Source organism: Rhodovulum sp. YNF3179 (genome assembly GCF_050586465.1).
GTDB lineage: Bacteria > Pseudomonadota > Alphaproteobacteria > Rhodobacterales > Rhodobacteraceae > CAJXYS01.
The window spans coordinates 180,907-204,104 of record NZ_JBOCEG010000003.1 but is presented as its reverse complement, the minus strand read 5'-3'; the positions used below and the strand labels follow the sequence as shown (position 1 = coordinate 204,104).

Genomic DNA, 23,198 nt, shown 5'->3' with positions numbered 1-23,198 from the left:
CTCACACGCATGTGCCAAGGAACGGCACCACTCGCACAAAGGTATATGAAGCATGCCGATGGTGGGTCGTTAATCCCCCGTAGAGGGTAATTTTTCGGCCGTTATTGTCTCGTTGGGTGAGTTTTTCTACCACTGAAGCTGTAAGTGTTTGGAGTAAACGGTGTCACAGTATCTCGTTCGTGCGTCGGACAGCCTGGAACGGGCGCGTTCGATCGACCAGCTATGGGAGCGGTTCGAGCGCGCCATCAGCGCCGAGGGCTTTCGGTTCTACACCTTCCTGTCCGCCGATCCCGGCGGCCAGCTTTACCAATATGGTAACCTTCCCCTTCATCTGGGTAGCGCCGAGGACGAGGAACCCTTCCTCGACTGGTGTTGCTCGACCTACCACGTTTCCCTCACCGGCACGGAATTCCTGCATCGCCACAGCTTCATGCCCGGCGAGGTGCGCCAGATCATGCGCGAGGCCGGGGCGCTGGGGTTCCGCGCGGGCCTGGGCGTGCCGGTGCGGCTGACCGGCAGCGGGCGGTGCGCCGCCTTCAACCTCGGGACCTCGCTCGACGGCGGCGCCTTCGAGATGCAGATGCTGCCCAAGGCCGACGCGCTGCGCGCCTTCTGCCTGATCGCGCACCGGCGGGTGGAGAACTTCCTCAACGCCAGCGCGCGGGACCGGGTGCTGCACGGGATCGAATCGCTCTCGCGCCGGGAACGGGTGGTGCTGGACCTCATGGCCGAGGGGCTGAGCCGTGCCCAGGTCGCCGAGCGCGCGGGCGTGTCCGTGCACACGGTCTCGTCCCATATCAAGTCGATCTACAAGAAGCTGGGCGTCCATTCCCAGGCAGAGGCCGTCCGGGTCGCGCTGACCCAGAACGCGCCTTTCCTGCGCACCGGCAGCTAGGCGGCGGTCACTCCGCCGCCTGCCCCATCGCCGCCGGGCCGTTCCGGAGCGCCGCGCGCAATTCCTCGCGGCGCTTCGCGGCCCGGCGTTCGTTGGCCTCCTTCACCGGGCCGAAGCCACGGATCTGCAGCGGCAGCTCCGCCAGTGCCACCGCCGCGTCCGGGTTATCGGCCGCCCGCTCCAGCACCTCGGCCATGTCGCGCTCGTATTGCCGGATGAGCGCGCGTTCCATGCGCCGCTCGGCGGTGTAGCCGAACGGGTCGAGCGGCGTGCCCCGAAGCCAGCGCAGCCGAGCCAGGACACCGAAGCCACGCCGGATCCAGGGACCGAATTCCCGCTTCTTCGGGCGCCCGTCCGGCCCCTTGCCGGCCAGCAGCGGCGGCGCGAGGTGATAGGTCATGCGGAAATCACCGTCGAACTCGGCCCGGGCCTTGTCCTCGGTCTCGAGCAGCAGCCGCGCGACCTCGTATTCATCCTTGTAGGACAGGAGCTTGTGATACCCCTTGGCGATCGCCTCCTTCAGCCGGGGCGACTCGGCGCGGTCGACCAGCTTGCGGTAGCGTTTCGCCAGCCGCCGGCCCTGGTAAGCCACGAGGTGATCGGCGCGGTAGGCGATCTGCTCGTCCAGCGTCTTCGGCTTGGCCAGCACCTTGTCCTCCAGCACGCCGGCGGCGTCGGCCGGGTGTTCGACCGCCCAGCGGCCGAGCGTGAAGGCGCGCGTATTGGCCTCCACCGCCGCGCCGTTCAGCCCGATCGCCGCCAGGATGGCCTCCTCGCTCAGCGGCACCAGCCCGCGCTGCCAGGCCGCGCCCAGGATCATCATGTTGGAATAGATCGAGTCGCCCATCAGCTTGTGCGCCAGCTCGGTCGCGTCGAAGAAATCGACACCGCCCGCGCCCAGCCGCCCCTCGAGCGACAGGGTCAGCCGCTCCGTCGGCAGATGGAACTCGGTGTCGCGGGTAAAGTCGCCGGTGACGATCTCGTGGCTGTTGACCACGGCGCGCGTCCGGCCATTGGTCATCAGCCCCAGCGTCTTGGCGCCCGCGGTGGTCACCAGGTCGCCGCCGATCACGCAGTCCGCCTCGCCGGTGGCGACGCGGATCGCGGTGATGTCCCCGGGCCGTTCGGCCAGCCGGCAGTGGATATGCACCGCGCCACCTTTCTGGGCGAGCCCGGCCATTTCCATCATGCCCGCGCCCTTGCCGTCGATCTGCGCGGCCTGGGCCAGGATCGCCCCGACCGTGACCACGCCCGTGCCGCCGACGCCGGTGATGACGATGTTGTGGGTGCCCGCGATGGCGGGCAGCGTCGGGCTGGGCAGATCGGGGATCTCGATCTCGACCGCGGCTTCCTTGCGCAGCGTCGCGCCCTCCAGCGTCACGAAGGACGGGCAGAACCCCTTGAGGCAAGAGAAATCCTTGTTGCAGGCGGACTGGTCGATGGCGCGCTTGCGGCCAAGCTCGGTCTCCTCGGGCACGATGGCGACGCAGTTCGACTGCACCCCGCAATCGCCGCAGCCCTCGCAGACATCGGTGTTGATGAAGACCCGGCGGTCGGGGTCCGGAAAGGTGCCGCGCTTGCGGCGGCGGCGTTTCTCCGCGGCGCAGGTTTGGACGTAAATTATGGCCGACACGCCCTTGTATTCGCTGAGCTTCTCCTGGACTTCGTCAAGCTCCGCGCGCTCGTGGAACGTGACCCCCTTGGGAAATTCGGACAGATCGGGCTTTTCCTTTTCGTCGTAGACCAGCGCGATATGGGCCACGCCCATCGCCTGCACTTCGCGCGCGATCTGCTGGGGCGAGAGACCGCCCTCGTTCTTCTGGCCGCCGGTCATGGCCACGGCGTCGTTGTAGAGGATCTTGTAGGTGATGTTCACCCCTGCCGCGAGGGCGGCGCGGATCGCCTGGACGCCGGAGTGGTTGTAGGTTCCGTCGCCGAGGTTCTGGTAGACATGGGTGGTGTTGGAAAAGGGCGCCTCGCCGATCCAGTTGGCGCCTTCGCCGCCCATATGGGTGAAGCCGAGCGTGTTGCGGTCCATCCACTGGACCATGTAGTGGCAGCCGATCCCGGCATAGGCGCGGTGCCCGTCCGGCACCTTGGTCGAGGTGTTGTGCGGGCAGCCCGCGCAGTAATAGGGCAGCCGCGCCGCGATATCCTCCGCATTGTCGGCTTTCTGTGCCTCTTCAATCTTTTGGAGCCCGGCCTTCACGCGGTCCGTGCCGCGGCCCTCCTCGATCAGGATATGGCCGATCTTATGGGCGATCATCACCGGATCAAGCGCGTAGCGCGTCGGGAAAAGCTCCTGGCGGCGGCCGTTCTCCCAGCTGTCGCCCTTGTGCCAGCCATAGACGCGCCGGCCGCGCCGGTCGTCGAAGATCGCCTCCTTGACCTGCACCTCGATCAGCTTGCGCTTTTCCTCGACCACCACGATCAGCTCGAGTCCCTCGGCCCATTCGTGGAAGCTTTCCATGTCGAGCGGCCAGGTCATGCCGACCTTGTAGGTGGTGATCCCGAGCCGCTCCGCCTCGCCGGCGTCCAGCCCCAGCAGCTCCAGCGCGTGGACGAGGTCCAGCCAGTTCTTGCCCGCCGCGACGAAGCCGATCTTCGCGCCCGGCCGCCCCCAGACGCGGCGATCGATTCTGTTCGCCCGTGCAAAGGCTTCGGCGGCGAACCTCTTGTGGTCGATGACCCGCGCCTCCTGCGCGACGGGCGTGTCGCCGAGGCGAATGTTCAGCCCGCCCTCGGGCATGTCGAGCGCGGGCACGACCAGCTGCATCCGGTCCGGCCGGCCATCGACGACGGCGGTGGCCTCGACGGTATCCTTCATCGTCTTGAGCCCGACCCAGAGCCCCGAGAACCGCGACAGGGCATAGCCGAAGACCCCGTAATCGAGGATTTCCTGCACCCCGGCGGGGGAAAGCACGGGCATGTAGGCATCGACCATCGCCCAGTCGGACTGGTGCAGCGTGGTAGAGGATTCGCCGGTGTGATCGTCCCCCATCGCCATCAGCACGCCGCCATGGGGCGAGGTGCCGGCCATGTTGGCATGGCGCATCACGTCGCCGGAACGGTCCACGCCCGGCCCCTTGCCGTACCAGAGCCCGAAGACGCCGTCGTATTTGCCCTCGCCCCGCAGTTCGGCCTGCTGACTGCCCCAGATGGCGGTCGCGGCGAGATCCTCGTTCAGGCCCGGCTCGAAGCGGATATTGGCCGCGCCCAGCTCTGCGCCCGCCCGGGCCATCTGCATGTCGACGGCGCCGAGCGGCGAGCCACGGTAGCCGGTCACGTAGCCGGCGGTGTCGAGCCCCGCGGCGGCATCGCGTGCCTTCTGGATCAGCATCAGCCGGACCAGCGCCTGGGTGCCGTTCAGAAGCACCGGCGACTTGTCCAGGTCGAAGCGGTCGGAAAGACGGATATCCTGTCTGCTCATGGCGCACCTCCTGCGCTTGAATATAGGGCAATACTAGGTCATAGAGGCTGACCTTGACAGGAAAAACCGTCATCAACTCTTTGTTTGCATGGCGGTTCGGGCTATCGGTAATGCATGCTCTGGACGCCCCGCGGCAAACGGAAGAAACGCACGTGTTGGACTGGGACAAGCTAAGAATATTTCATGCCGTCGCGGATGCCGGCAGCCTCACCCATGCCGGCGAGATCCTGCATCTGAGCCAGTCGGCGGTCAGCCGCCAGGTCCGCGCCCTGGAAGAAAGCCTGAACACCACGCTGTTTCACCGCCATGCACGGGGCCTGATTCTCACCGAACAGGGGGAGCTGCTCTTCGACGCCACCAGCGCCATGCTGAAACGGCTCGACGCGGCCGAGGCGCGCATCCGCGACAGCGAGGACGAGGTCTTCGGCGAGCTGCGCGTCACCACCACCATCGGCTTCGGCACGCTGTGGCTCGCGCCGCGGCTGACCGCGCTCTACGAGAAATACCCCGATCTCAAGATCGACCTGATGCTCGAGGAACGCGTGCTCGACCTGCCGATGCGCGAGGCCGACGTCGCGATCCGCATGAAGGAGCCCAGCCAGGCCGACCTGGTGCGGCGCAAGCTCATGGATGTGCACATGCGCCTCTACGCCGCGCCCGGCTACCTGGAACGCTACGGCACCCCCGAGACGCTGGAGGACATGGCCCAGCACCGGCTGATCAGCCAGAACACCACCTCCGCACAGGTCTCGGCCGGCGCGACGCTGGTGCAGAAGCTCTTTACCGCCGACATCCACTCGCATCTGACGGTGAACAACTATTTCGGCGTCCTGCAGGGGGTGCTGAACGATCTCGGCATCGGGGTGCTGCCGGACTACCTGACCGACGACTTCCCGCAGCTCGTGCGCGTGCTGCCCGACATCGAGTCAAACGAGGTGCCCGTCTACCTCGCCTATCCCGAGGAACTGCGCCATTCCAAGCGCATCGAGGCCTTTCGCAACTTCGTCACCGAGGAAATCTTTGCCTACAGAAGACGCTTGCGCGAGGCAGAAACGGCGCAGGATTAGGCAAGTTATGCACGAGCGCGATAGCTGGTATGCACCCTTTCGCGCGTGTTTTCTCTTGATCGAACGGGGCGCGCGGCATAAATCGCCTGTCGAAGACGGCGATTTGCTGCAACGCGGCACGCCTCTTCTACCTCCCTGTTGGACTTCGGCCGAGACATCGTCTCGGCCTTTTTTTTGCCCGCGCGCCCCGTTGCCTCCCGGTGATTTGGCAGGTCCCCGCGCGCGCCCCTTTCCTCTGGCCCAAAAGCCGCCTAAAACGCCGGCGACACGCCAGACGGGGGACGCGCCGTGACCACGGAACCAGAGATCACCGAGGAACTCATCGCCGCGCACGGGCTGAAGCCCGACGAATACGCCGAGATCCTGCGCCTGCTGAACCGGCCGCCCAGCTTCACCGAGCTCGGCATCTTCTCGGCGATGTGGAACGAGCACTGTTCCTACAAGTCGTCCAAGAAATGGCTGCGCACCCTGCCGACCGAGGGGCCGCAGGTGATCTGCGGGCCGGGCGAGAACGCCGGCGTGGTCGATATCGGCGATGGCCAGGCGGTCGTCTTCAAGATGGAGAGCCACAACCACCCCTCCTATATCGAGCCCCACCAGGGCGCGGCGACGGGCGTCGGCGGCATCCTGCGCGACGTCTTCACCATGGGTGCGCGCCCCATCGCGGCGATGAACGCGCTGTCCTTCGGGTCGGTGGATCATCCCCGGACCCGCAGCCTCGTGCATGGCGTGGTCGAGGGCATCGGCAGCTACGGCAACTGCTTCGGCGTGCCGACCATCGGCGGCGAGGTCCGCTTTCACCCGGCCTATGACGGCAACTGCCTCGTCAACGCCTTCGCCGCCGGGCTCGCGGACGCGGACAAGATATTCTACTCGGCGGCCTCGGGCGTCGGCATGCCGGTGGTCTATCTCGGCGCCAAGACCGGGCGCGACGGCGTCGGCGGGGCGACCATGGCCTCGGCCGAGTTCGACGAGACGATCGAGGAAAAGCGCCCGACGGTGCAGGTGGGCGACCCCTTCACCGAGAAGCGCCTGCTCGAGGCCTGTCTCGAGCTGATGCGGACCGGCGCGGTGATCTCGATCCAGGACATGGGCGCGGCGGGACTGACCTGCTCGGCCGTGGAGATGGGCGACAAGGGCGAGCTGGGCGTGCGGCTGAACCTCGACGCGGTGCCCTGCCGCGAGGAGAACATGACCGCCTACGAGATGATGCTCTCGGAAAGCCAGGAGCGGATGCTCATGGTGCTCCGCCCCGAGAAGGAGGCCGAGGCCAAGGCGATCTTCGAGAAATGGGATCTCGACTTCGCCATCGTGGGCGAGACCATCGGCGAGGACCGGTTTCTGGTGGAACATGGCGGCGCCGTGAAGGCCGACCTGCCGCTGCGCGCGCTCTCGGGCAGCGCGCCGGAATACGACCGCCCGTGGGAGGCCCCCGCCCCGGCCGCGGCCCTCTCGGAGGTGCCGCGGATCGGCCCCATCGCGGGGCTGAAGGCGCTGATCGGATCGCCCAACTACGCCGGCAAGCAATGGGTCTACGAGCAATACGACCACATGGTGATGGCCGACACGGTCCGCCGGCCCGGCATGGGCGCGGGGATCGTGCGGGTCCACGGCACGGAAAAGGCGCTCGCCTTCACCGCCGACGTCACGCCGCGCTACTGCCGCGCCAACCCGCGCCAGGGCGGCCGGCAGGCGGTGGCCGAGGCCTTCCGCAACCTCTCGGCCGTGGGCGCCAGGCCGCTCGCCACCACCGACAACCTCAATTTCGGCAATCCCGAGAAACCCGAGATCATGGGCCAGTTCGTCGGCTGCATCGAGGGGATCGGGGATGCCTGCCGCGCGCTCGACATGCCGATCGTGTCGGGCAATGTCAGCCTCTACAACGAGACCGACGGCCGCGCGATCCTGCCCACGCCCACCATCGGCGCGGTGGGCCTGCTGGACGACCTCGACCGGATCATCGCCGGCCCGGCCCGGCCCGGCGACGCGGCGGTGCTGATCGGCACAGATGGCGGTCACCTCGGCCAGTCGGCCCTGCTCTGGGAGGCATGGGGCCGCGCCGAGGGCGATGCGCCGCCCGTGGATCTCGAGGCCGAGCGGCGCAACGGCGACTTCCTGCGCGACCAGCACGCCGCGATCCGCGCCGCCACCGATCTCGCCGATGGCGGGCTGGCGCTGGCCGCCTTCGAGATGGCCGAGGCCGCGGGCACCGGCGTCACGCTGGCGGAGGACGACACCGGCCGTCTCTTCGGCGAGGACCAGGCGCGCTACCTTCTGGCGGTGGACCCGGCGGCGCTCGACGCGCTGCTGGCGGCGGCCGAGGCCGCGGGCGTGCCGGCGCGCAAGCTCGGCGGCTTCGGCGGCGAGACGGTCACGCTCGGCGGCGACAGCGCCCCGCTGACGGAGCTGGCCCAGCTCTATCGCGGCGCCTTCGCGGCGGCGCTTGGCTGAGCCCGGCGGCCGCGCGCCTTGCGCGGCCCGCACCCCCGGACTAAATGCAATCCAAGAAGGAGGAGACGCGCATGGCGATGGAAGCGGCCGAAATCGAACGCCTGATCCGCGAAGCGTTCCCGGAGGCGAAGGTGACGATCACCGACCTGGCCGGCGACGGCAACCACTACGCGGCTGAGGTGATCGACGAGAGCTTTCGCGGCAAGAACCGCGTGCAGCAACAGCGCGCCGTCTACGCGGCGCTCAAGGGAAAGATGGACGGCCCCGCCGGCGAGTTGCACGCCCTGGCGCTGACCACCAAGGTGCCGGAGTGACGTGATCTGGCAATGGGACCCGAGATACGCACTCCTGCTGCTGACGCCGTTCGTCGTGATTTTTCTCTGGGCGGCGCGGATCGAGCTGACGCGATGGTGGAAATACGGCCCCTCCGAGAACCGGCGCGCGGACTTTCCCATCGACGAGAACGCGCCTAGCTACGAACCCCCGCCGGGGGAAGACGGCGACGACGAGAGCGACGAGACCGACCACACCGCAGAGAAACGACAAGGCGAACCATGACAGACGCAAAGACCAAGATCGACGAGACCGTGAAGTCCAACGATGTCGTGCTCTACATGAAGGGCACCAAGAGCATGCCGCAATGCGGGTTTTCCAGCCGCGTCGCCGGGGTGCTGAACTACATGGGCGTGGATTTCACCGACGTGAACGTCCTGGAGGACGAGGAGATCCGCCAGGGCATCAAGGATTATTCCGACTGGCCGACCATCCCGCAGCTCTACGTCAAGGGCGAGTTCGTGGGCGGCTGCGACATCATCACCGAGATGACCCTGTCGGGCGAGCTGGACCAGCTCTTCGAGCAGGAAGGCGTCTCCTACGACAAGGACGCGGCGGAAAAGATCCGCGAAGCCAACGCCTGAGAGGCGCGGGACCCGCGGCAGAGAGGCGCGCCCCGAGGGGCGCGCCTTTCGCGTCCCGTGATCCGGGCAGACAGCGGGGGCCGGTCGCGCTAGACTGTGGCCGGGACCGCGCGGACGCCGCGCGCGGACGAAAGGACACGGCATGACCCGACCGCTGCGACGCATCCTGGGCTGGGCGCTCTGCATCGCCGGGGGCATCGCGGCGCTGGCGGGGGCCTGGGGCATCGGGGCCTATGCCTGGGGCGTGATCGACGTGCTCGACGAGCCCGACCAGTCCTGGATGTTCTGGGGGCTCGTGTTCCTCTTCGGCGGAATCATGATGCTCTTCCTGGGGATTGGCGCCATCCTGCTCGGCCGGGAGGCCCTGCGCCGCTAGCACGCGCCCGGCGCTTTTGGCGTCGGGGGCCGGTATGGTGTATACTCCGTGGCCTGGCCGAGTTCCGGCTCTTGGGGGGGGACCATGCTGGCCGAATACGGAGTTGCCCTGGGCGGCGCCACGGATGGCGGCGGCCCGCATATCAACGTCTCGAACTGGATCACGCTGTTCCTGAACGAGCCGGCGGCGGTACTGCTGGCCGGCTCGATAGTGGCGGTCTTCGCCTGGTACGCCTTCGTCCGCTGAGCGTGCGCGCCGGCGGGGGCGCTGTCAGCCCGCCTTTTCCTCGACCTGCTGGGCCAGCGCCTCGGCACGGGCGGCCAGTTCGGCCATGCGGTCGGTGACCTCGCGCGGGACCACCGGCACCTCGATGCGTTCGGGTGCGGCGCGCGGCGCGTTGCGGGCGGATTCCAGCTCGCGGGCCTGGGCGTTGAGCTTCTCCTGCGCGGCGCGCAGGTCCTCCTCCAGACCGGCCGTCTTGTCGGCCAGCATCAACCCGGCCATCAGCAGCATCCGCGCCTCGGGCACCCGCCCGATCTGGCTGGTCAGGGTCGTCGCCTCGGTGTCGAGCAGCTTCGCGGCGGCGTGCAGGTAATGCTCTTCGCCTTCCTGGCAGGCGACCTCGAACTGGCGCCCGCCGATATCGATCTTGACTTCAGGCATTGGCGGCCTCCGCATCGACGAGGGGTTTCAGCTCGGCAAGGATCTGGTCCATCTCCTCGACCTCCGCCGCGCGTGTCCGGCGCAGCGCCTCGAGCTCGGCCTGCATGCCGTTATTGATCGCCCCGGCATCGCCGACCATCCCGGCATTGCGCTCGCGCAGGAGCGCGTTGTTGTTGCGCAGCTCGGCATTGACCGCGGTGAGCCGCGCGATCTGGCTCTCGGCGTTCTCGAGCCGTTCGATCAGCGCCGTGACCCGTTTCTCGAGCCGCGCGGCGCGATCCTCGGCGCCGCGGGCGGCCGCCTCGGCGGCGCTGCGCGTTTCCTCGTGGGCGGCCCGCTCCGCGCGCAGCGCGTTCTCGGCCTCCGTCAGGGCGGCGGCGTCCGCGCCGTCGCCGGCGGCCCCGTCCAGCCCGGCCGAAATCCGGTCGAGCGCGGCGCCGATCCGCTGTTCGAGTTGTTCGATATCGCTCATCTGCCCGTCCTGTTCTGGTCCGATCCGAATCGAAACCCGCCTGTTTTTCCCGACAGTTTACCCAAGGATCGCGCAAAATGCGCCCCCCAAGCCCCTGACGCCCGCCCTGCAAGCTTGATCTTCGGCCCGAGGCTGCTATCACGCGCCCTGATCATACGCCCCAGAGCGACGAAGGAGCGCCCGCCGTGGACATCGCCGAAATCCGAGAGAAGCACCCCGATCACTGGACCAAGGCCTGCGCGATCCGCGCGCTGGCGATGGACGCGGTCCAGGCCGCGAAATCCGGCCACCCGGGCATGCCGATGGGCATGGCGGACGTGGCGACCGTGCTCTACGAAAAACACCTGAAATTCGACGCCGCCGCGCCCGGCTGGGCCGATCGCGACCGCTTCATCCTGTCGGCCGGGCACGGGTCCATGCTGCTTTACGCCCTGCTCTACCTGTCCGGCGATCCGGAGATCACGCTCGACGAGATCAGGAACTTCCGGCAACTGGGCGCGCGCACGGCCGGACACCCCGAGAATTTCCACGCCGCCGCCATCGAGACGACGACAGGGCCGCTCGGACAGGGCCTGGCCAACGCCGTCGGCTTCGCCATGGCCGAGGAAAGCCTGCGGGCGCGCTTCGGCAAGAAGGTCGTGGATCACCACACCTACGTGATCGCCGGCGACGGCTGCCTGATGGAAGGCATCAGCCACGAGGCGATCGGGCTGGCCGGGCGCCAGAAGCTGGGCCGGCTGATCGTGCTTTTCGACGACAACGGCATCTCCATCGACGGCAAGGTGTCGCTCTCGGATATCACCGACCAGAAGCAGCGTTTCGAGGCCGCGGGCTGGCAGGTGCTGTCCTGCGACGGCCACGACCCTGCGGCGATCGACGACGCGCTGACCGCGGCCAAGGCGACCGACGTGCCGACGATGATCGCCTGCCGCACCCATATCGGCTTCGGCGCGCCGAACAAGCAGGACACCGCCGGGGCGCATGGCGCGCCGCTCGGCCCCGAGGAAATCGCCGCGGTCCGCGACGCCTATGGCTGGCCTCACGGTCCCTTCGATATCCCGGCCGAGACCAAGGCTGCCTGGGAAAAGATCGGCGCCCGCGGCCGCGCCGAGCGCGAGGCCTGGGAGACCCGGCTGGACGCGCTTTCGGCGGGCAAGCGCCGCGACTGGGACCGCATGATGTCCGGCGCGGCGCCGAAGCGGCTCTCGGCCACGGTGAAGGCGCTGAAGAAGCAGATCAGCGACGAGCAGCCCAAGGTCGCGACGCGCAAGGCCAGCGAGATGGCGCTCGAGGTGATCAACCCCATCACGCCCGAGACCATCGGCGGCTCCGCCGACCTGACCGGGTCCAACAACACCCGGACCGAGGGGCTCGGCATCTTCTCGCCCGAGGATCGCAAGGGGCGCTACGTCCATTACGGCATCCGCGAGCATGGCATGGCGGCGGCGATGAACGGCATGGCCCTGCATGGCGGCGTGCGCCCCTATGGCGGCACGTTCCTCTGTTTCGCCGATTACGCCCGCGGCGCGATGCGGCTCTCGGCGCTGATGGGGGTGCCGGTCACCTACGTCATGACCCATGACAGCATCGGGCTGGGCGAGGATGGGCCCACCCACCAGCCGGTCGAGCATCTCGCGATGTGCAGGGCGACGCCCAACACCCATGTCTTCCGCCCCGCCGACGCGGTGGAAACGGCCGAGGCCTGGGAACTCGCGCTGACGAGCGACCGCACCCCCTCGGTGCTGGCGCTGTCCCGCCAGGGGCTGCCGACCGTCCGGACCGAGCACAAGACCAGGAACCTGACGGCCCAGGGCGGCTACGTGCTGGCCGAGGCGGTCGCCAAGCGGCGCGCGATCCTGATCGCCACCGGCTCGGAGGTCGCCATCGCGCTCGAGGCCAGGGAGACGCTCGAGGCCGAGGGCATCGGCACCCGCGTGGTGTCCATGCCCTGCTTCGAGCTTTTCGCGGCGCAGGACGAGAAATACCGCCGCCGCGTGCTGCCGGCGGGCCCGGTGCGCGTGGGCATCGAGGCCGCCATGCGGCTGGGCTGGGACCGGGTGCTGTGCGGCGAGCGCGGCGCCGAGAAGAAATCCGCCTTCGTCGGTATGGAGGGCTTCGGCGCCTCGGCACCGGCGGGCGATCTCTACGCCCATTTCGGCATCACCGCCGACGCCGTGGTCGCGCGCGTCAAGGCGCTGCTCTGACATGCCGGGGCCCGGCGGCACGTCGCCGGGTCCCACCCCCGCCGTCACGGGAACATCGCGCGGATTTCCCTGGTGAAGGCCTGTTCGACATCCGCCATTTCGCCCGCGGATACACGCTCTTCCAGCAGCTTGAAGACGGCCCCGATCGCCGCCTCGGCGTCGCCCATCGGATCGGTCTCGAAGGCCTTTTGCACCCGCGCCACGAACCCCGCCTTGCTGCGTTCGCGCACCGGCAGCGCGGCCGGCCGGAAGCCCTCGTAGTAGATGCCGCGGATCAGCGTCGGCAGCTGCGCCCCCAGGTCCGCCGCCTCGCCCGGGCTCAGGTGGTCGCGGATCTCGTGCAGCACCGCGCGCAAGAGCCGGTAGGCGCGCTGCTTGTCTTCCCAGCCGGTCAACGCCACCAGCCGGTTCAGCCAGGCATGCGTCGTCGCCACCGTGTCGTCGATCAGCGTCAGGCCGAGATTGCCCATGCTTGCCTCCCCCGTTGCGGGGAAGTCTACCCTATCCGGCGGGCCGGGCACAGCGCCCCGGCTGTTAGCGCTACCCCGCATACACGGGCATACGTTTGCGCTAACATGCTGGCAAACCGCCATCTTCTGTCTTTATCCGCGCGCTCCGCGCGGGTATAGAACGCTCGAATCCGCCGGCGTGGCGGCCCACCGCGCCCGAGAACAGGAGAGCTTGCATCATGTCGATCACCGTCGGTATCAACGGTTTCGGCCGCATCGGCCGCTGCACCCTCGCCCATATCGTGGAAAGCGGGCGCAACGATCTGCAGGTCACCAAGATCAACGCCACCGGCCCGATCGAGACCAACGCGCATCTCCTGAAATACGACAGCATCCACGGCCGGTTCGGCGGCGAGGTCCGCGTCGAGGGCGACACGCTGGACCTGGGCCGCGGCCCGATCAAGGTGTTCTCCACCTACAATCCGCAGGCGCTCGACTGGTCGGGCTGCGACGTCGTGCTGGAATGCACCGGGCAATTCAACAGCCGCGAGGCCGCCGCGGTCCATCTCGCCCACGGCGCCAAGCGCGTGCTGGTCTCGGCCCCGGCGAAGAACGCCGACCGCACCGTGGTCTTCGGCGTCAATCACCGCGACATGAAGCCGAGCGACCTGGTGGTCTCGAACGGCTCCTGCACGACGAACTGCCTCGCGCCGCTGGCCAAGGTGCTCCACGACGCGATCGGCATCGAGCGCGGCGTGATGACGACCATCCACAGCTACACGGGCGACCAGCCGACGCTGGACCGCCGGCACAAGGATCTCTACCGCGCCCGCGCCGCCGCCATGGCGATGATCCCGACCTCCACCGGGGCGGCCAAGGCCATCGGCGAGGTGCTGCCGGAACTGGCGGGCCGTCTCGACGGCACCGCGATGCGGGTGCCGACGCCCAACGTCTCGGCGGTGGACCTGACCTTCGAGGCCAGCCGCGACGTCACCGTGGACGAGGTGAACGCCGCCGTGGCCGCGGCCGCGCAGGGCCACATGGGCGCGGTGCTGGCCTATGATCCGGAACCCAAGGTTTCCGTCGATTTCAACCACACCACGCATTCCTCGATCTTCGCGCCCGACCAGACGAAAGTTGTGGGCGGCCGCACGGTGCGTGTGCTAGCGTGGTACGACAACGAATGGGGCTTCTCCTGCCGCATGGCCGATACGGCCGCGGCGATGGGGCGCCTGTCCTGAAGGTCCGTCCCGGCCGCGGGACGGCGCATGGGGTGACATGACCGACGGGATCGGCATCTTTCTCGCGGCGCTGGCCGGCATCCTTTTGCTGGCCGATTACCTGCTGTTCGATCTCGTCGGGGTGCGGTTCATCCTCGGCACGCTGACGGATATCATCGAATTCCTGGCCTTCTGGCGCTGATCCGACCTACCGGATCAGTGGTTGAGATTTTCGTTTTCCTGTGTTTTGTTAGCGCTAACGAAAATCTGCGAACACAGCCGCCCGTCCGCGCACCCGCGGACAACTGGAGGAAACAGCCATGACCGTCAAAGTCGCCATCAACGGTTTCGGCCGGATCGGCCGCAACGTGCTGCGCGCCATCATCGAATCCGGCCGCACCGATATCGAGGTCCTCGCGATCAACGATCTCGGCCCGGTCGAGACGAACGCCCACCTGCTGCGCTTCGACAGCGTGCATGGCCGCTTCCCGGCGGAGGTGACGACCGGCGCCGACTCGATCGACGTCGGCCGGGGGCCGATCCGCGTCACCGCGATCCGCGATCCCAAGGACCTGCCCTGGTCCGACATCGACATCGTCCTCGAATGCACGGGCATCTTCAAGGACGACAAGGCGGCGGTGCACCTGGAAAACGGCGCCTCCCGCGTGCTGGTCTCGGCGCCGTCGAAAGGGGCCGACAAGACCGTGGTCTACGGCGTCAACCACGACACGCTGACGGCGGCGGACCGCATCGTGTCGAACGCCTCCTGCACCACCAACTGCCTCGCCCCGGTCGCCAAGGCGCTGCATGACGCGATCGGCATCTCGCGCGGCTTCATGACGACGATCCACAGCTATACCGGCGACCAGCCGACGCTCGACACCTATCACGCCGATCTCTACCGCGCCCGGGCCGCGGCGCTGAACATGATCCCGACCTCGACCGGCGCCGCCCGGGCCGTGGGCCTCGTCCTGCCTGAGCTGAACGGCCGGCTCGACGGCGTGGCGATCCGGGTGCCGACGCCGAACGTCTCGGTCGTGGACCTGACCTTCGAAGCCGCCCGCGAGACCAGCGCCGAGGAAATCAACGAGGCCGTCCGCGCCGCCGCGGCGGGGCCGCTCCGGGGTATCCTCGGCTTCACCGAGGCGCCGAACGTGTCGATGGATTTCAACCACGACGCCCATTCCAGCATCTTTCACATGGATCAGACCAAGGTCATGGAAGGCACGATGTGCCGCGTGCTGTCCTGGTACGACAACGAGTGGGGCTTCTCGAACCGCATGGCCGACACGGCGGTGGCGATGGGCAAGCATCTCTGAGACGCGCGCGAACTTCGCGTTGACCCCGCGCCGGCTTCGGGGCATTCCCGCCCCGGACCGCGATGGAGGAGAGCCGCATGGCCTGGAAAACGCTCGACGATATGGATCTCGACGGCAAGCGGGTGCTGACCCGCGTCGATATCAACGTGCCGGTCGAGGAAGGCCGCGTGACCGACGCCACCCGGATCACGCGCATCCGCCCCACCGTCCGGGCGATCCAGGACGGGGGCGGCATCCCCGTTCTGCTGGCCCATTTCGGCCGCCCCAAGGGCAGGACCGTGCCCGAAATGTCGCTGAAACAGGTCCTGCCCGCGCTCGAGGACGCCTTCGGTCAGGCGGTGAAATTCGCCGGCGAAGACGGCTATGACGACGTGGCCGCGGCGACGCGCGCGCTGGCGCCGGGCGATATCCTCCTGGTGGAGAACACGCGCTTCCACGCCGGGGAAGAGGCCAACGACCCGGCCTTCGCGGACCGGCTCGCCACCTTCGGCGACGTCTATTGTAACGACGCCTTCTCGGCCGCGCACCGCGCCCATGCCTCGACCGAGGCGCTGGCCCACCGCCTGCCCGCCTGCGCCGGGCGCCTGATGGAGGCCGAGCTCACCGCGCTCGAGACCGCGCTCGGCGACCCCGCGCGCCCGCTCGTCGCCGTGGTGGGCGGCGCCAAGGTCTCGACCAAGCTCGCGCTCCTGTCCAACCTGATCGGGCGCGTCGACACGCTGGTGATCGGCGGGGGCATGGCCAACACCTTCCTCGCCGCCCAGGGCCTCGACGTGGGCACGTCGCTGGCCGAACACGACATGGCCGGCACCGCGCGCGAAATCATGGACGAGGCCCGGACCGGCGGCTGCCGCATCCTGCTGCCCTCCGACGTGGTCGTGGCCCGCGCGTTCCGGGCCGATGCCCCGCACGAGACGCTGCCGGCGACCGGCTGCCCGGCCGACGCGATGATCCTCGACGCGGGCCCCGACAGCGTCGCCGCCATCGCCGCCGCCTTCCACGACGCCAAGACGCTGATCTGGAACGGCCCGCTCGGCGCCTTCGAGATCCCGCCCTTCGACGCCGCCACCAACGCCGCCGCGCGGATCGCCGCCGAGCTGACCCGCGCCGGCCAGCTCACCTCGGTCGCGGGCGGCGGCGACACCGTCGCGGCGCTGAACCAGGCCGGCGTGGCCGACGATTTCAGCTACATCTCCACCGCCGGCGGCGCCTTCCTCGAATGGATGGAAGGCAAGACCCTGCCCGGGGTCGCCGCGCTCGGCGGCTGAGCTTCATCGTTCCGGAAATATCCCGGGGGTGAATGCCCGCCCCCGGCGGGCAGAGGGGGCAGCGCCCCCTGCCCCCGCCTCCGCGCTTGCGCCGGCGGGGCCGGGCTTCTAAACCCTGTTCCAGGCCCACCGAACAGAGGACGACGGACATGAAGGCGACCCGCGCAGTTCAGAAAATTCTTTCCAATTACGAAGGCGAAACGCCGGGCGTGAAGGGCAAGCTCTGCCAGATGCTGATGCACGGCAAGCTGGGCGGCACCGGCAAGATGATCATCCTGCCCGTCGACCAGGGCTTCGAGCACGGCCCCGCGCGCAGCTTCGCGCCCAACCCGGCCGCCTATGACCCGCATTACCACTACCAGCTCGCCATCGACGCCGGGCTCAACGCCTATGCCGCGCCGCTCGGCATGCTGGAAGCCGGCGCCGACAGCTTCGCCGGCCAGATCCCGACCATTCTCAAGGCCAACTCCGCCAACTCGCTGATCCCGTCGGAGGCGCCGAAGGACCAGGCGATCACCGCCAGCGTCGACGACGCGCTGCGCCTCGGCTGCGCCGCGATCGGCTTCACCGTCTATCCCGCCTCGGCCGCCGGGCTCGAGATGTTCGAGGAAATCTCAGCCATGCGCGAGGAAGCCGCCGCCAAGGGTGTCGCCACGGTGATCTGGTCCTACCCCCGCGGCGAGGCGCTGACCAAGGATGGCGAGACCGCGATCGATATCGGCGCCTATGCCGCGCAGATCGCCGCGCTGCTCGGCGCGCATGTCATCAAGATCAAGCTCTCGACGGATCACCTCGAACTGGACGCGGCCCGCAAGGTCTACGAGTCCGAGGCCATCGACATCGAGACCCAGGCCGCCCGCGTGGCCCACTGCATGGACGCCGCCTTTGCCGGCCGGCGCATCGTCGTCTTCTCGGGCGGCGCCAAGAAGGGCACCGACAGCGTCTATGACGACGCGCGCGCGATCCGCGACGGCGGCGGCAACGGCTCGATCATCGGGCGCAACTCCTTCCAGCGGACGCGCGCGGACGCGTTGGAGATGCTCGGCAAGCTGGTCGACATCTACCGCGGCAAGGCCTGAGGCCGCACCGGGGGCGGCCGCGGCCGGCCGCCCCGCACACCGCCTGCACCATGACATCGGCTGTTTCCCGCAATTCCTTGGACTCCGGGGCAGAAAAGGGATTCACAAGGCGATTCGGCTGTGCCATGATTCAGCGACCGCCCGGCAGAGGCGGAAGACGAGGCAGGCAGAAATGTCCCAGACCCCCAGGCGGCCGGCCGTCGGCCCGGCGCTCTATTTTACCCTGGCGCTCTCGCTCGGTGCGTATTTCACCTTCGCCGCCGTGCAGGGGGATTACGGCCTGTTCCGCCGCGTGCAACTCGACGCGCAGGCCGAGGCGCTGGACGCCGAACTGGCGACCCTCACCGAGGAGGTGGCCTGGATGCAGAACCGCACCCGCCGCCTCTCGGATGCCTATCTCGATCTCGACCTGCTCGACGAGCGCGCCCGCAAGGTGCTCGGCCTCGTGCGCGGCGACGAGATCGTCATCCGCTGACCCGCCGCCCCCGCCGCCACAGCCCGCCCGCCCCCGCGCGGCCGGGCCAAATTTTTGCGTGATTTGGCGCCAATCTTGCGTTATAGGTATTGTTTAATATTGAACTATTTTCGAAACCGGGGGACCGCTCGCCATGGCCACGCGGAGAACGACAAAGAAACCAAACACATCCAAGGAGGACCTGCTCCAGTATTACCGGGACATGCTGCTGATCCGGCGATTCGAGGAGAAGGCCGGCCAGCTCTACGGAATGGGGCTCATCGGCGGTTTCTGCCATCTCTACATCGGCCAGGAGGCCGTCGTCGTCGGGCTGGAGGCCGCGGCCGAAGAGGGCGACAAGCGCATCACCACCTATCGCGACCACGGCCACATGCTGGCCTGTGGCATGGATCCCAAGGGCGTCATGGCCGAACTGACCGGCCGCGAGGGCGGCTATTCCAAGGGCAAGGGCGGCTCGATGCACATGTTCTCCAAGGAGAAACACTTCTACGGCGGCCACGGCATCGTCGGCGCCAACGTGCCGCTCGGCGCGGGGCTGGCCTTCTCGGACAAGTATCGCGGCAATGACCGCGTGACCTTCACCTATTTCGGGGATGGCGCGGCGAACCAGGGCCAGGTCTACGAGACCTTCAACATGGCCGCGCTCTGGGAACTGCCGGTGATCTTCGTGATCGAGAACAACCAGTACGCCATGGGCACCGCGCAGAAGCGCTCCACCTCCACGCCCGAGCTCTACACCCGCGGCTCGGCCTTCGGCATCCCCGGCGAGGCCGTCGACGGCATGGACGTGATCGCGGTGCGCGACGCCGGCCGCAAGGCCATCGATCACTGCCGCGCCGGCGAGGGCCCCTACATCCTCGAGATGAAAACCTATCGCTACCGCGGCCACTCGATGTCGGACCCGGCCAAGTACCGCACCCGCGAAGAGGTCCAGAAGATCCGCGAGGAGAAGGATCCGATCGAGCATGTCCGCGACCAGATCCTCGAGGGCAAGCATGCCGGCGAGGACGAGCTCAAGGACATCGACAAGGACATCAAGGGGATCATCAACGAGGCCGCGGACTTCGCCCGCGAGAGCCCGGAACCCGATGAGTCGGAACTCTGGACCGACATCTACGCCGAAGCGTGACCGCCGGCAGGACAGGAATTCAGACGAGGTAATCGACAGATGGCGACAGAGATTCTGATGCCCGCGCTTTCTCCGACGATGGAGGAAGGCACGCTCGCCAAGTGGCTTGTGAAAGAGGGCGACGAGGTCAAGTCCGGCGACATCCTGGCCGAGATCGAGACCGACAAGGCGACGATGGAATTCGAGGCCGTGGACGAAGGCACGATCGGCAGGATCCTGGTCTCCGAGGGGACCGAGGGCGTGGCCGTGAACACGCCCATCGCGGTGCTGGTCGAAGAGGGCGAGAGCGCCGACGACGTCGCGGCCTCCGCGGCCTCCGCGGCCCCCGAGACCAAACCGGAGACCGCGCCCGAGAAGACCGACGCGGCCGCGCCGACCAAGCCGGCCCAGGCCCCCGCCCCCGCGGCGCCCGCGCCGCAGGCCGATCTCGAGCCCGAGATCCCCGAGGGCACGGAAATGAAGAGCACCGCCGTGCGCGAGGCGATCCGCGACGCCATGGCCGAGGAAATGCGCCGGGCCGACGAGGTCTTCGTCATGGGCGAGGAAGTGGCCGAGTACCAGGGCGCCTACAAGGTGACCCAGGGGCTGCTGGACGAGTTCGGCGCGCGCCGTGTCATCGACACCCCGATCACCGAGCATGGCTTCGCCGGGCTGGGCGTGGGCGCGGCCTTCGGCGGGCTGCGCCCGATCGTCGAGTTCATGACCTTCAACTTCGCCATGCAGGCGATCGACCAGATCATCAACTCGGCGGCCAAGACGCTCTACATGGCCGGCGGGCAGATGGGCTGCCCGATGGTCTTCCGCGGCCCGAACGGCGCGGCGGCCCGCGTCGCGGCCCAGCACAGCCAGGACTTCGCCGCGTGGTACAGCCACATTCCCGGGCTCAAGGTGATCCAGCCCTACTCGGCCGCGGATGCCAAGGGGCTGCTGAAATCCGCGATCCGGGACCCGAACCCGGTGATCTTCCTGGAAAACGAGATCCTCTACGGCCGCAGCTTCGACGTGCCGGTGATGGAGGATTTCACCCTGCCCATCGGCAAGGCCAAGATCTGGCGCGAGGGCACGGACGTCACCATCGTCAGCTTCGGGATCGGCATGACCTACGCGCTCGAAGCCGCCGACAAGCTGGCCGAGGACGGCATCTCTGCCGAGGTGATCGACCTGCGCACGCTGCGCCCGATGGACACCGACACGGTGATCCGTTCGGTCATGAAGACCAACCGCTGCGTCACCGTGGAGGAAGGCTTCCCGGTCTGCTCGATCGGCAACTACGTCTCGTCGGTGCTGATGCAACAGGCCTTCGACTACCTGGACGCGCCCGTGATCAACTGCACGGGCAAGGACGTGCCGATGCCCTACGCCGCGAACCTCGAGAAGCTCGCACTGACCTCGACCAAAGAGGTTCTCGAGGCCGTCCACCAGGTCACCTACCGCTGAGGAGAGCGCCATGCCCACGGAAATCCTGATGCCCGCCCTCTCCCCCACGATGGAGGAAGGCACGCTCGCCAAATGGCTGGTCAAGGAAGGCGACGAGGTCTCCTCGGGCGACCTTCTGGCCGAGATCGAGACCGACAAGGCCACGATGGAATTCGAGGCCGTCGACGAAGGCACCATCGGCAAGATCCTCGTCGCCGAGGGCACCGAGGGCGTGGCCGTGAACACGCCCATCGCCGTGCTGCTCGAGGAAGGCGAGAGCGCCGGCGACATCTCCGCCGATGCCGGCTCGGGCGGCAGCGCCGCCAAGGCGGCCGCGGAAACGCCGGCATCCGACGAGACGGGCGGCGACACGCCCGCGGCGCCCGGCGGCGACGCCGGGGCGCCCGGCGCCGCGACGCCGGCGCCGGCCGCGCCGACCGACGACGAGGGCACGCGCATCTTCGCCTCGCCGCTTGCGCGGCGGATCGCCAGGGACAAGGGACTCGACCTTGCCCGGATCACCGGCTCCGGCCCGCATGGCCGGATCGTGAAGGCCGATGTCGAGGGCGCAGAGGCCGCGCCCGCGGCCGCCCCGGCCGCGAAACCGGCCGCGCCCGCCGCCGGCGCCGCGCTGCCCGCCGGCCCCTCGGCCGATGCGGTGGCCAAGATGTTCGAGGATCGCGAGACCGAGGAGGTCAAGCTCGACGGCATGCGCAAGACGGTCGCGCAGCGGCTCACCGAGGCCAAGCAGACCATCCCGCATTTCTACCTGCGCCGCGACATCCGGCTGGACGCGCTGCTGAAGTTCCGCGGCCAGCTCAACGCCCAGCTCGAGCCGCGCGGGGTGAAGCTGTCGGTCAACGACTTCATCATCAAGGCCTGCGCGCTGGCGCTGCAGGAGGTGCCGGACGCCAACGCCGTCTGGGCCGGCGACCGCATCCTGCGCCTGACGCCGTCAGACGTGGCCGTCGCCGTGGCGGTGGAGGGCGGCCTCTTCACGCCGGTCCTCAAGGACGCGCAGCAGAAGACACTCTCCGCTCTCTCGGCCGAGATGAAGGACCTGGCCACCAGGGCCCGTGACCGCAAGCTCGCGCCGCACGAATATGTCGGCGGCAGTTTCGCGATTTCCAATCTCGGCATGTACGGGATCGAGAATTTCGACGCGGTCATCAACCCGCCGCATGGCGCGATCCTGGCGGTGGGCGCGGGCATCAAGAAACCCGTCGTCGGCGAGGATGGCGAGCTGACCACCGCCACGGTGATGTCGGTCACGCTCTCCGTCGATCACCGGGTGATCGACGGCGCACTCGGCGCGGAACTGCTGGCCGCGATCAAGGCGCATCTCGAAAACCCGCTCGGCATGCTGGCCTGACAAGGTGCCCGTCGGACCCAAGGGGGCGGCCGCGCCGGCCGGCGCCCCGTTTCCGTCCGCGCGCCCCGGGGCTTCATCGTTCCGGAAATATCCTCGGGGGTGAATTGCCCCCGCGCCGGCGGGGGCAAGAGGGGGCAGACAGCCCCCTGCCGCGCCTAGAGGTTCTCGGTCGGGTCGTTCAGCAGCTGGTCCATCGTCACCGAGGGCTGGTCGCAACCGGCCTCGCCGACGATCTTGGCCGGCACACCCGCCACCGTCTTCATCGGCGGGATGTCCTGCAGCACGACCGAGCCCGCCGCGATGCGCGAGCAGTAGCCGACGCGAATATTGCCGAGGACCTTGGCGCCCGCGCCGATCAGCACGCCGTCGTCGATCTTGGGATGCCGATCGCCATCTTCCTTGCCGGTGCCGCCCAGGGTCACCGAATGCAGCATCGACACGTTGTCGCCCACGACCGCGGTCTCGCCGATCACGATGGAATGGGCGTGGTCGATCATGATCCCCTGCCCGATCCGGGCATTGGGATGAATGTCGACCCCGAACATCTCCGAGACGCGCATCTGGATGAAATAGGCCATGTCGGGCCGCCCGTTTTCCCAGAGCCAATGGGCCAGCCGGTAGGACTGCACCGCCTGGTAGCCCTTGAAGAACAGGATCGGCTGGATCAGCCGGTGGCAGGCCGGGTCGCGTTCGTAGACCGCCACGAGATCCGCCCGCGCCGCGCGGCCGAGCGTCGGGTCGGCGGCATAGGCCTCGTCGGCGATCTCGCGCAGGATCTGTTCGGACATCTCGCCCGAGGCCAGCTTCATCGAAAGCCGGTAGGCGAGCGCCCGCTCCAGCGTCGGATGGTGCAGCACGCTCGAATGCACGAGTCCGCCGAGCAGCGGCTCGTCCTTGACCACCGCCTCGCCTTCGTCGCGGATCCGGTCCCAGACGGGATCGACGGCGGCAATTCTGGAACGTCTCTCGGCCATCGCGGTTTCCTCCGTGTCGCGC

Annotated in this window: 23 protein-coding genes; 18 read left to right on the top strand and 5 right to left on the bottom strand. The window is 68.3% G+C overall.

What is annotated here, in order from left to right; translation table 11 throughout:
- Positions 1-160 precede the first annotated feature (160 nt).
- A complete protein-coding gene (locus tag ACQ5SP_RS06310; protein WP_430937503.1) occupies positions 161-895 on the top strand; it encodes a LuxR C-terminal-related transcriptional regulator in 735 nt (244 codons plus the stop codon).
- Between the two features lie 7 nt (positions 896-902).
- Here the strand turns inward: ACQ5SP_RS06310 and ACQ5SP_RS06305 are convergent, their stop codons facing one another.
- Positions 903-4,325 carry an indolepyruvate ferredoxin oxidoreductase family protein gene (locus tag ACQ5SP_RS06305; RefSeq protein WP_430937502.1) on the bottom strand — a complete coding sequence of 1,141 codons (3,423 nt, stop codon included), beginning with the start codon at positions 4,323-4,325 and terminating at the stop codon, positions 903-905.
- A gap of 155 nt (positions 4,326-4,480) precedes the next feature.
- On the opposite strand from ACQ5SP_RS06305, the gene ACQ5SP_RS06300 reads away from it, so the two are divergent.
- From ACQ5SP_RS06300 to ACQ5SP_RS06270, 7 genes are all read left to right on the top strand, one after another.
- Entirely contained in the window at positions 4,481-5,392 is a 912-nt protein-coding gene (locus ACQ5SP_RS06300; protein ID WP_430937771.1) for a LysR family transcriptional regulator, read from the top strand.
- Positions 5,393-5,680: 288 nt separating this feature from the next.
- Positions 5,681-7,843 carry a phosphoribosylformylglycinamidine synthase subunit PurL gene (gene purL, locus ACQ5SP_RS06295; protein ID WP_430937501.1) on the top strand — a complete coding sequence of 721 codons (2,163 nt, stop codon included), beginning with the start codon at positions 5,681-5,683 and terminating at the stop codon, positions 7,841-7,843.
- A gap of 71 nt (positions 7,844-7,914) precedes the next feature.
- The gene (locus ACQ5SP_RS06290; protein ID WP_430937770.1) at positions 7,915-8,157 is read left to right on the top strand and encodes a BolA/IbaG family iron-sulfur metabolism protein; all 243 of its coding nucleotides are present in this window, start codon (positions 7,915-7,917) and stop codon (positions 8,155-8,157) included.
- Between the two features lies 1 nt (position 8,158).
- Positions 8,159-8,401 carry a hypothetical protein gene (locus tag ACQ5SP_RS06285; RefSeq protein ID WP_430937500.1) on the top strand — a complete coding sequence of 81 codons (243 nt, stop codon included), beginning with the start codon at positions 8,159-8,161 and terminating at the stop codon, positions 8,399-8,401.
- Positions 8,398-8,760 (top strand): Grx4 family monothiol glutaredoxin, encoded by a 363-nt coding sequence (gene grxD / locus ACQ5SP_RS06280; protein ID WP_430937499.1) that lies wholly within the window; start codon positions 8,398-8,400, stop codon positions 8,758-8,760. The genes ACQ5SP_RS06285 and grxD overlap by 4 nt, the downstream gene beginning before the upstream one ends.
- 142 nt (positions 8,761-8,902) lie before the next feature.
- Complete coding sequence (locus ACQ5SP_RS06275; protein ID WP_430937498.1) at positions 8,903-9,136, top strand: hypothetical protein; 234 nt, start codon at positions 8,903-8,905, stop codon at positions 9,134-9,136.
- Between the two features lie 84 nt (positions 9,137-9,220).
- Complete coding sequence (locus tag ACQ5SP_RS06270; RefSeq protein ID WP_430937497.1) at positions 9,221-9,382, top strand: hypothetical protein; 162 nt, start codon at positions 9,221-9,223, stop codon at positions 9,380-9,382.
- Positions 9,383-9,406: 24 nt separating this feature from the next.
- On the opposite strand, the gene ACQ5SP_RS06265 is transcribed toward ACQ5SP_RS06270, so the two are convergent.
- Together ACQ5SP_RS06265 and ACQ5SP_RS06260 are read right to left on the bottom strand one after the other, a co-directional pair.
- On the bottom strand, positions 9,407-9,799 hold the full coding sequence (locus tag ACQ5SP_RS06265; RefSeq protein WP_430937496.1) for a cell division protein ZapA: 393 nt from the start codon (positions 9,797-9,799) through the stop codon (positions 9,407-9,409).
- Positions 9,792-10,271, bottom strand: a complete 480-nt coding sequence (locus ACQ5SP_RS06260; protein WP_430937495.1) for a hypothetical protein — start codon at positions 10,269-10,271, stop codon at positions 9,792-9,794. Before ACQ5SP_RS06260 ends, ACQ5SP_RS06265 begins: the two co-directional genes overlap by 8 nt.
- Before the next feature lie 257 nt (positions 10,272-10,528).
- Between ACQ5SP_RS06260 and tkt the strand changes: the two genes are divergently transcribed.
- Positions 10,529-12,475 (top strand): transketolase, encoded by a 1,947-nt coding sequence (tkt, locus tag ACQ5SP_RS06255; protein ID WP_430937769.1) that lies wholly within the window; start codon positions 10,529-10,531, stop codon positions 12,473-12,475.
- Positions 12,476-12,519: 44 nt separating this feature from the next.
- Here the strand turns inward: tkt and ACQ5SP_RS06250 are convergent, their stop codons facing one another.
- Entirely contained in the window at positions 12,520-12,945 is a 426-nt protein-coding gene (locus tag ACQ5SP_RS06250; protein ID WP_430937494.1) for a DUF2267 domain-containing protein, read from the bottom strand.
- 218 nt (positions 12,946-13,163) lie between these two features.
- On the opposite strand from ACQ5SP_RS06250, the gene gap (ACQ5SP_RS06245) reads away from it, so the two are divergent.
- The 9 genes from gap (ACQ5SP_RS06245) (at position 13,164) to ACQ5SP_RS06205 (ending at position 22,202) form a co-directional block, all read left to right on the top strand.
- Entirely contained in the window at positions 13,164-14,165 is a 1,002-nt protein-coding gene (gene gap / locus ACQ5SP_RS06245; RefSeq protein ID WP_430937493.1) for a type I glyceraldehyde-3-phosphate dehydrogenase, read from the top strand.
- A gap of 37 nt (positions 14,166-14,202) precedes the next feature.
- Positions 14,203-14,346, top strand: coding sequence for a hypothetical protein (locus ACQ5SP_RS06240; RefSeq protein WP_430937492.1), 144 nt, complete (start codon positions 14,203-14,205; stop codon positions 14,344-14,346).
- Positions 14,347-14,464: 118 nt separating this feature from the next.
- Entirely contained in the window at positions 14,465-15,463 is a 999-nt protein-coding gene (gene gap / locus ACQ5SP_RS06235; RefSeq protein ID WP_430937491.1) for a type I glyceraldehyde-3-phosphate dehydrogenase, read from the top strand.
- A gap of 77 nt (positions 15,464-15,540) precedes the next feature.
- Positions 15,541-16,731, top strand: a complete 1,191-nt coding sequence (locus ACQ5SP_RS06230) for a phosphoglycerate kinase (RefSeq protein ID WP_430937490.1) — start codon at positions 15,541-15,543, stop codon at positions 16,729-16,731.
- A gap of 149 nt (positions 16,732-16,880) precedes the next feature.
- The gene (locus ACQ5SP_RS06225) at positions 16,881-17,810 is read left to right on the top strand and encodes a class I fructose-bisphosphate aldolase (RefSeq protein ID WP_430937489.1); all 930 of its coding nucleotides are present in this window, start codon (positions 16,881-16,883) and stop codon (positions 17,808-17,810) included.
- Between the two features lie 172 nt (positions 17,811-17,982).
- Complete coding sequence (locus tag ACQ5SP_RS06220; RefSeq protein ID WP_430937488.1) at positions 17,983-18,285, top strand: FtsB family cell division protein; 303 nt, start codon at positions 17,983-17,985, stop codon at positions 18,283-18,285.
- Between the two features lie 133 nt (positions 18,286-18,418).
- A complete protein-coding gene (gene pdhA, locus ACQ5SP_RS06215; protein WP_430937487.1) occupies positions 18,419-19,414 on the top strand; it encodes a pyruvate dehydrogenase (acetyl-transferring) E1 component subunit alpha in 996 nt (331 codons plus the stop codon).
- A 39-nt stretch (positions 19,415-19,453) separates the two neighbouring features.
- Entirely contained in the window at positions 19,454-20,851 is a 1,398-nt protein-coding gene (locus ACQ5SP_RS06210) for a pyruvate dehydrogenase complex E1 component subunit beta (RefSeq protein ID WP_430937486.1), read from the top strand.
- A gap of 10 nt (positions 20,852-20,861) precedes the next feature.
- Positions 20,862-22,202 (top strand): pyruvate dehydrogenase complex dihydrolipoamide acetyltransferase, encoded by a 1,341-nt coding sequence (locus ACQ5SP_RS06205; RefSeq protein ID WP_430937485.1) that lies wholly within the window; start codon positions 20,862-20,864, stop codon positions 22,200-22,202.
- Positions 22,203-22,357: 155 nt separating this feature from the next.
- On the opposite strand, the gene cysE is transcribed toward ACQ5SP_RS06205, so the two are convergent.
- Positions 22,358-23,176 carry a serine O-acetyltransferase gene (cysE, locus tag ACQ5SP_RS06200; protein ID WP_430937484.1) on the bottom strand — a complete coding sequence of 273 codons (819 nt, stop codon included), beginning with the start codon at positions 23,174-23,176 and terminating at the stop codon, positions 22,358-22,360.
- Positions 23,177-23,198 lie beyond the last annotated feature (22 nt).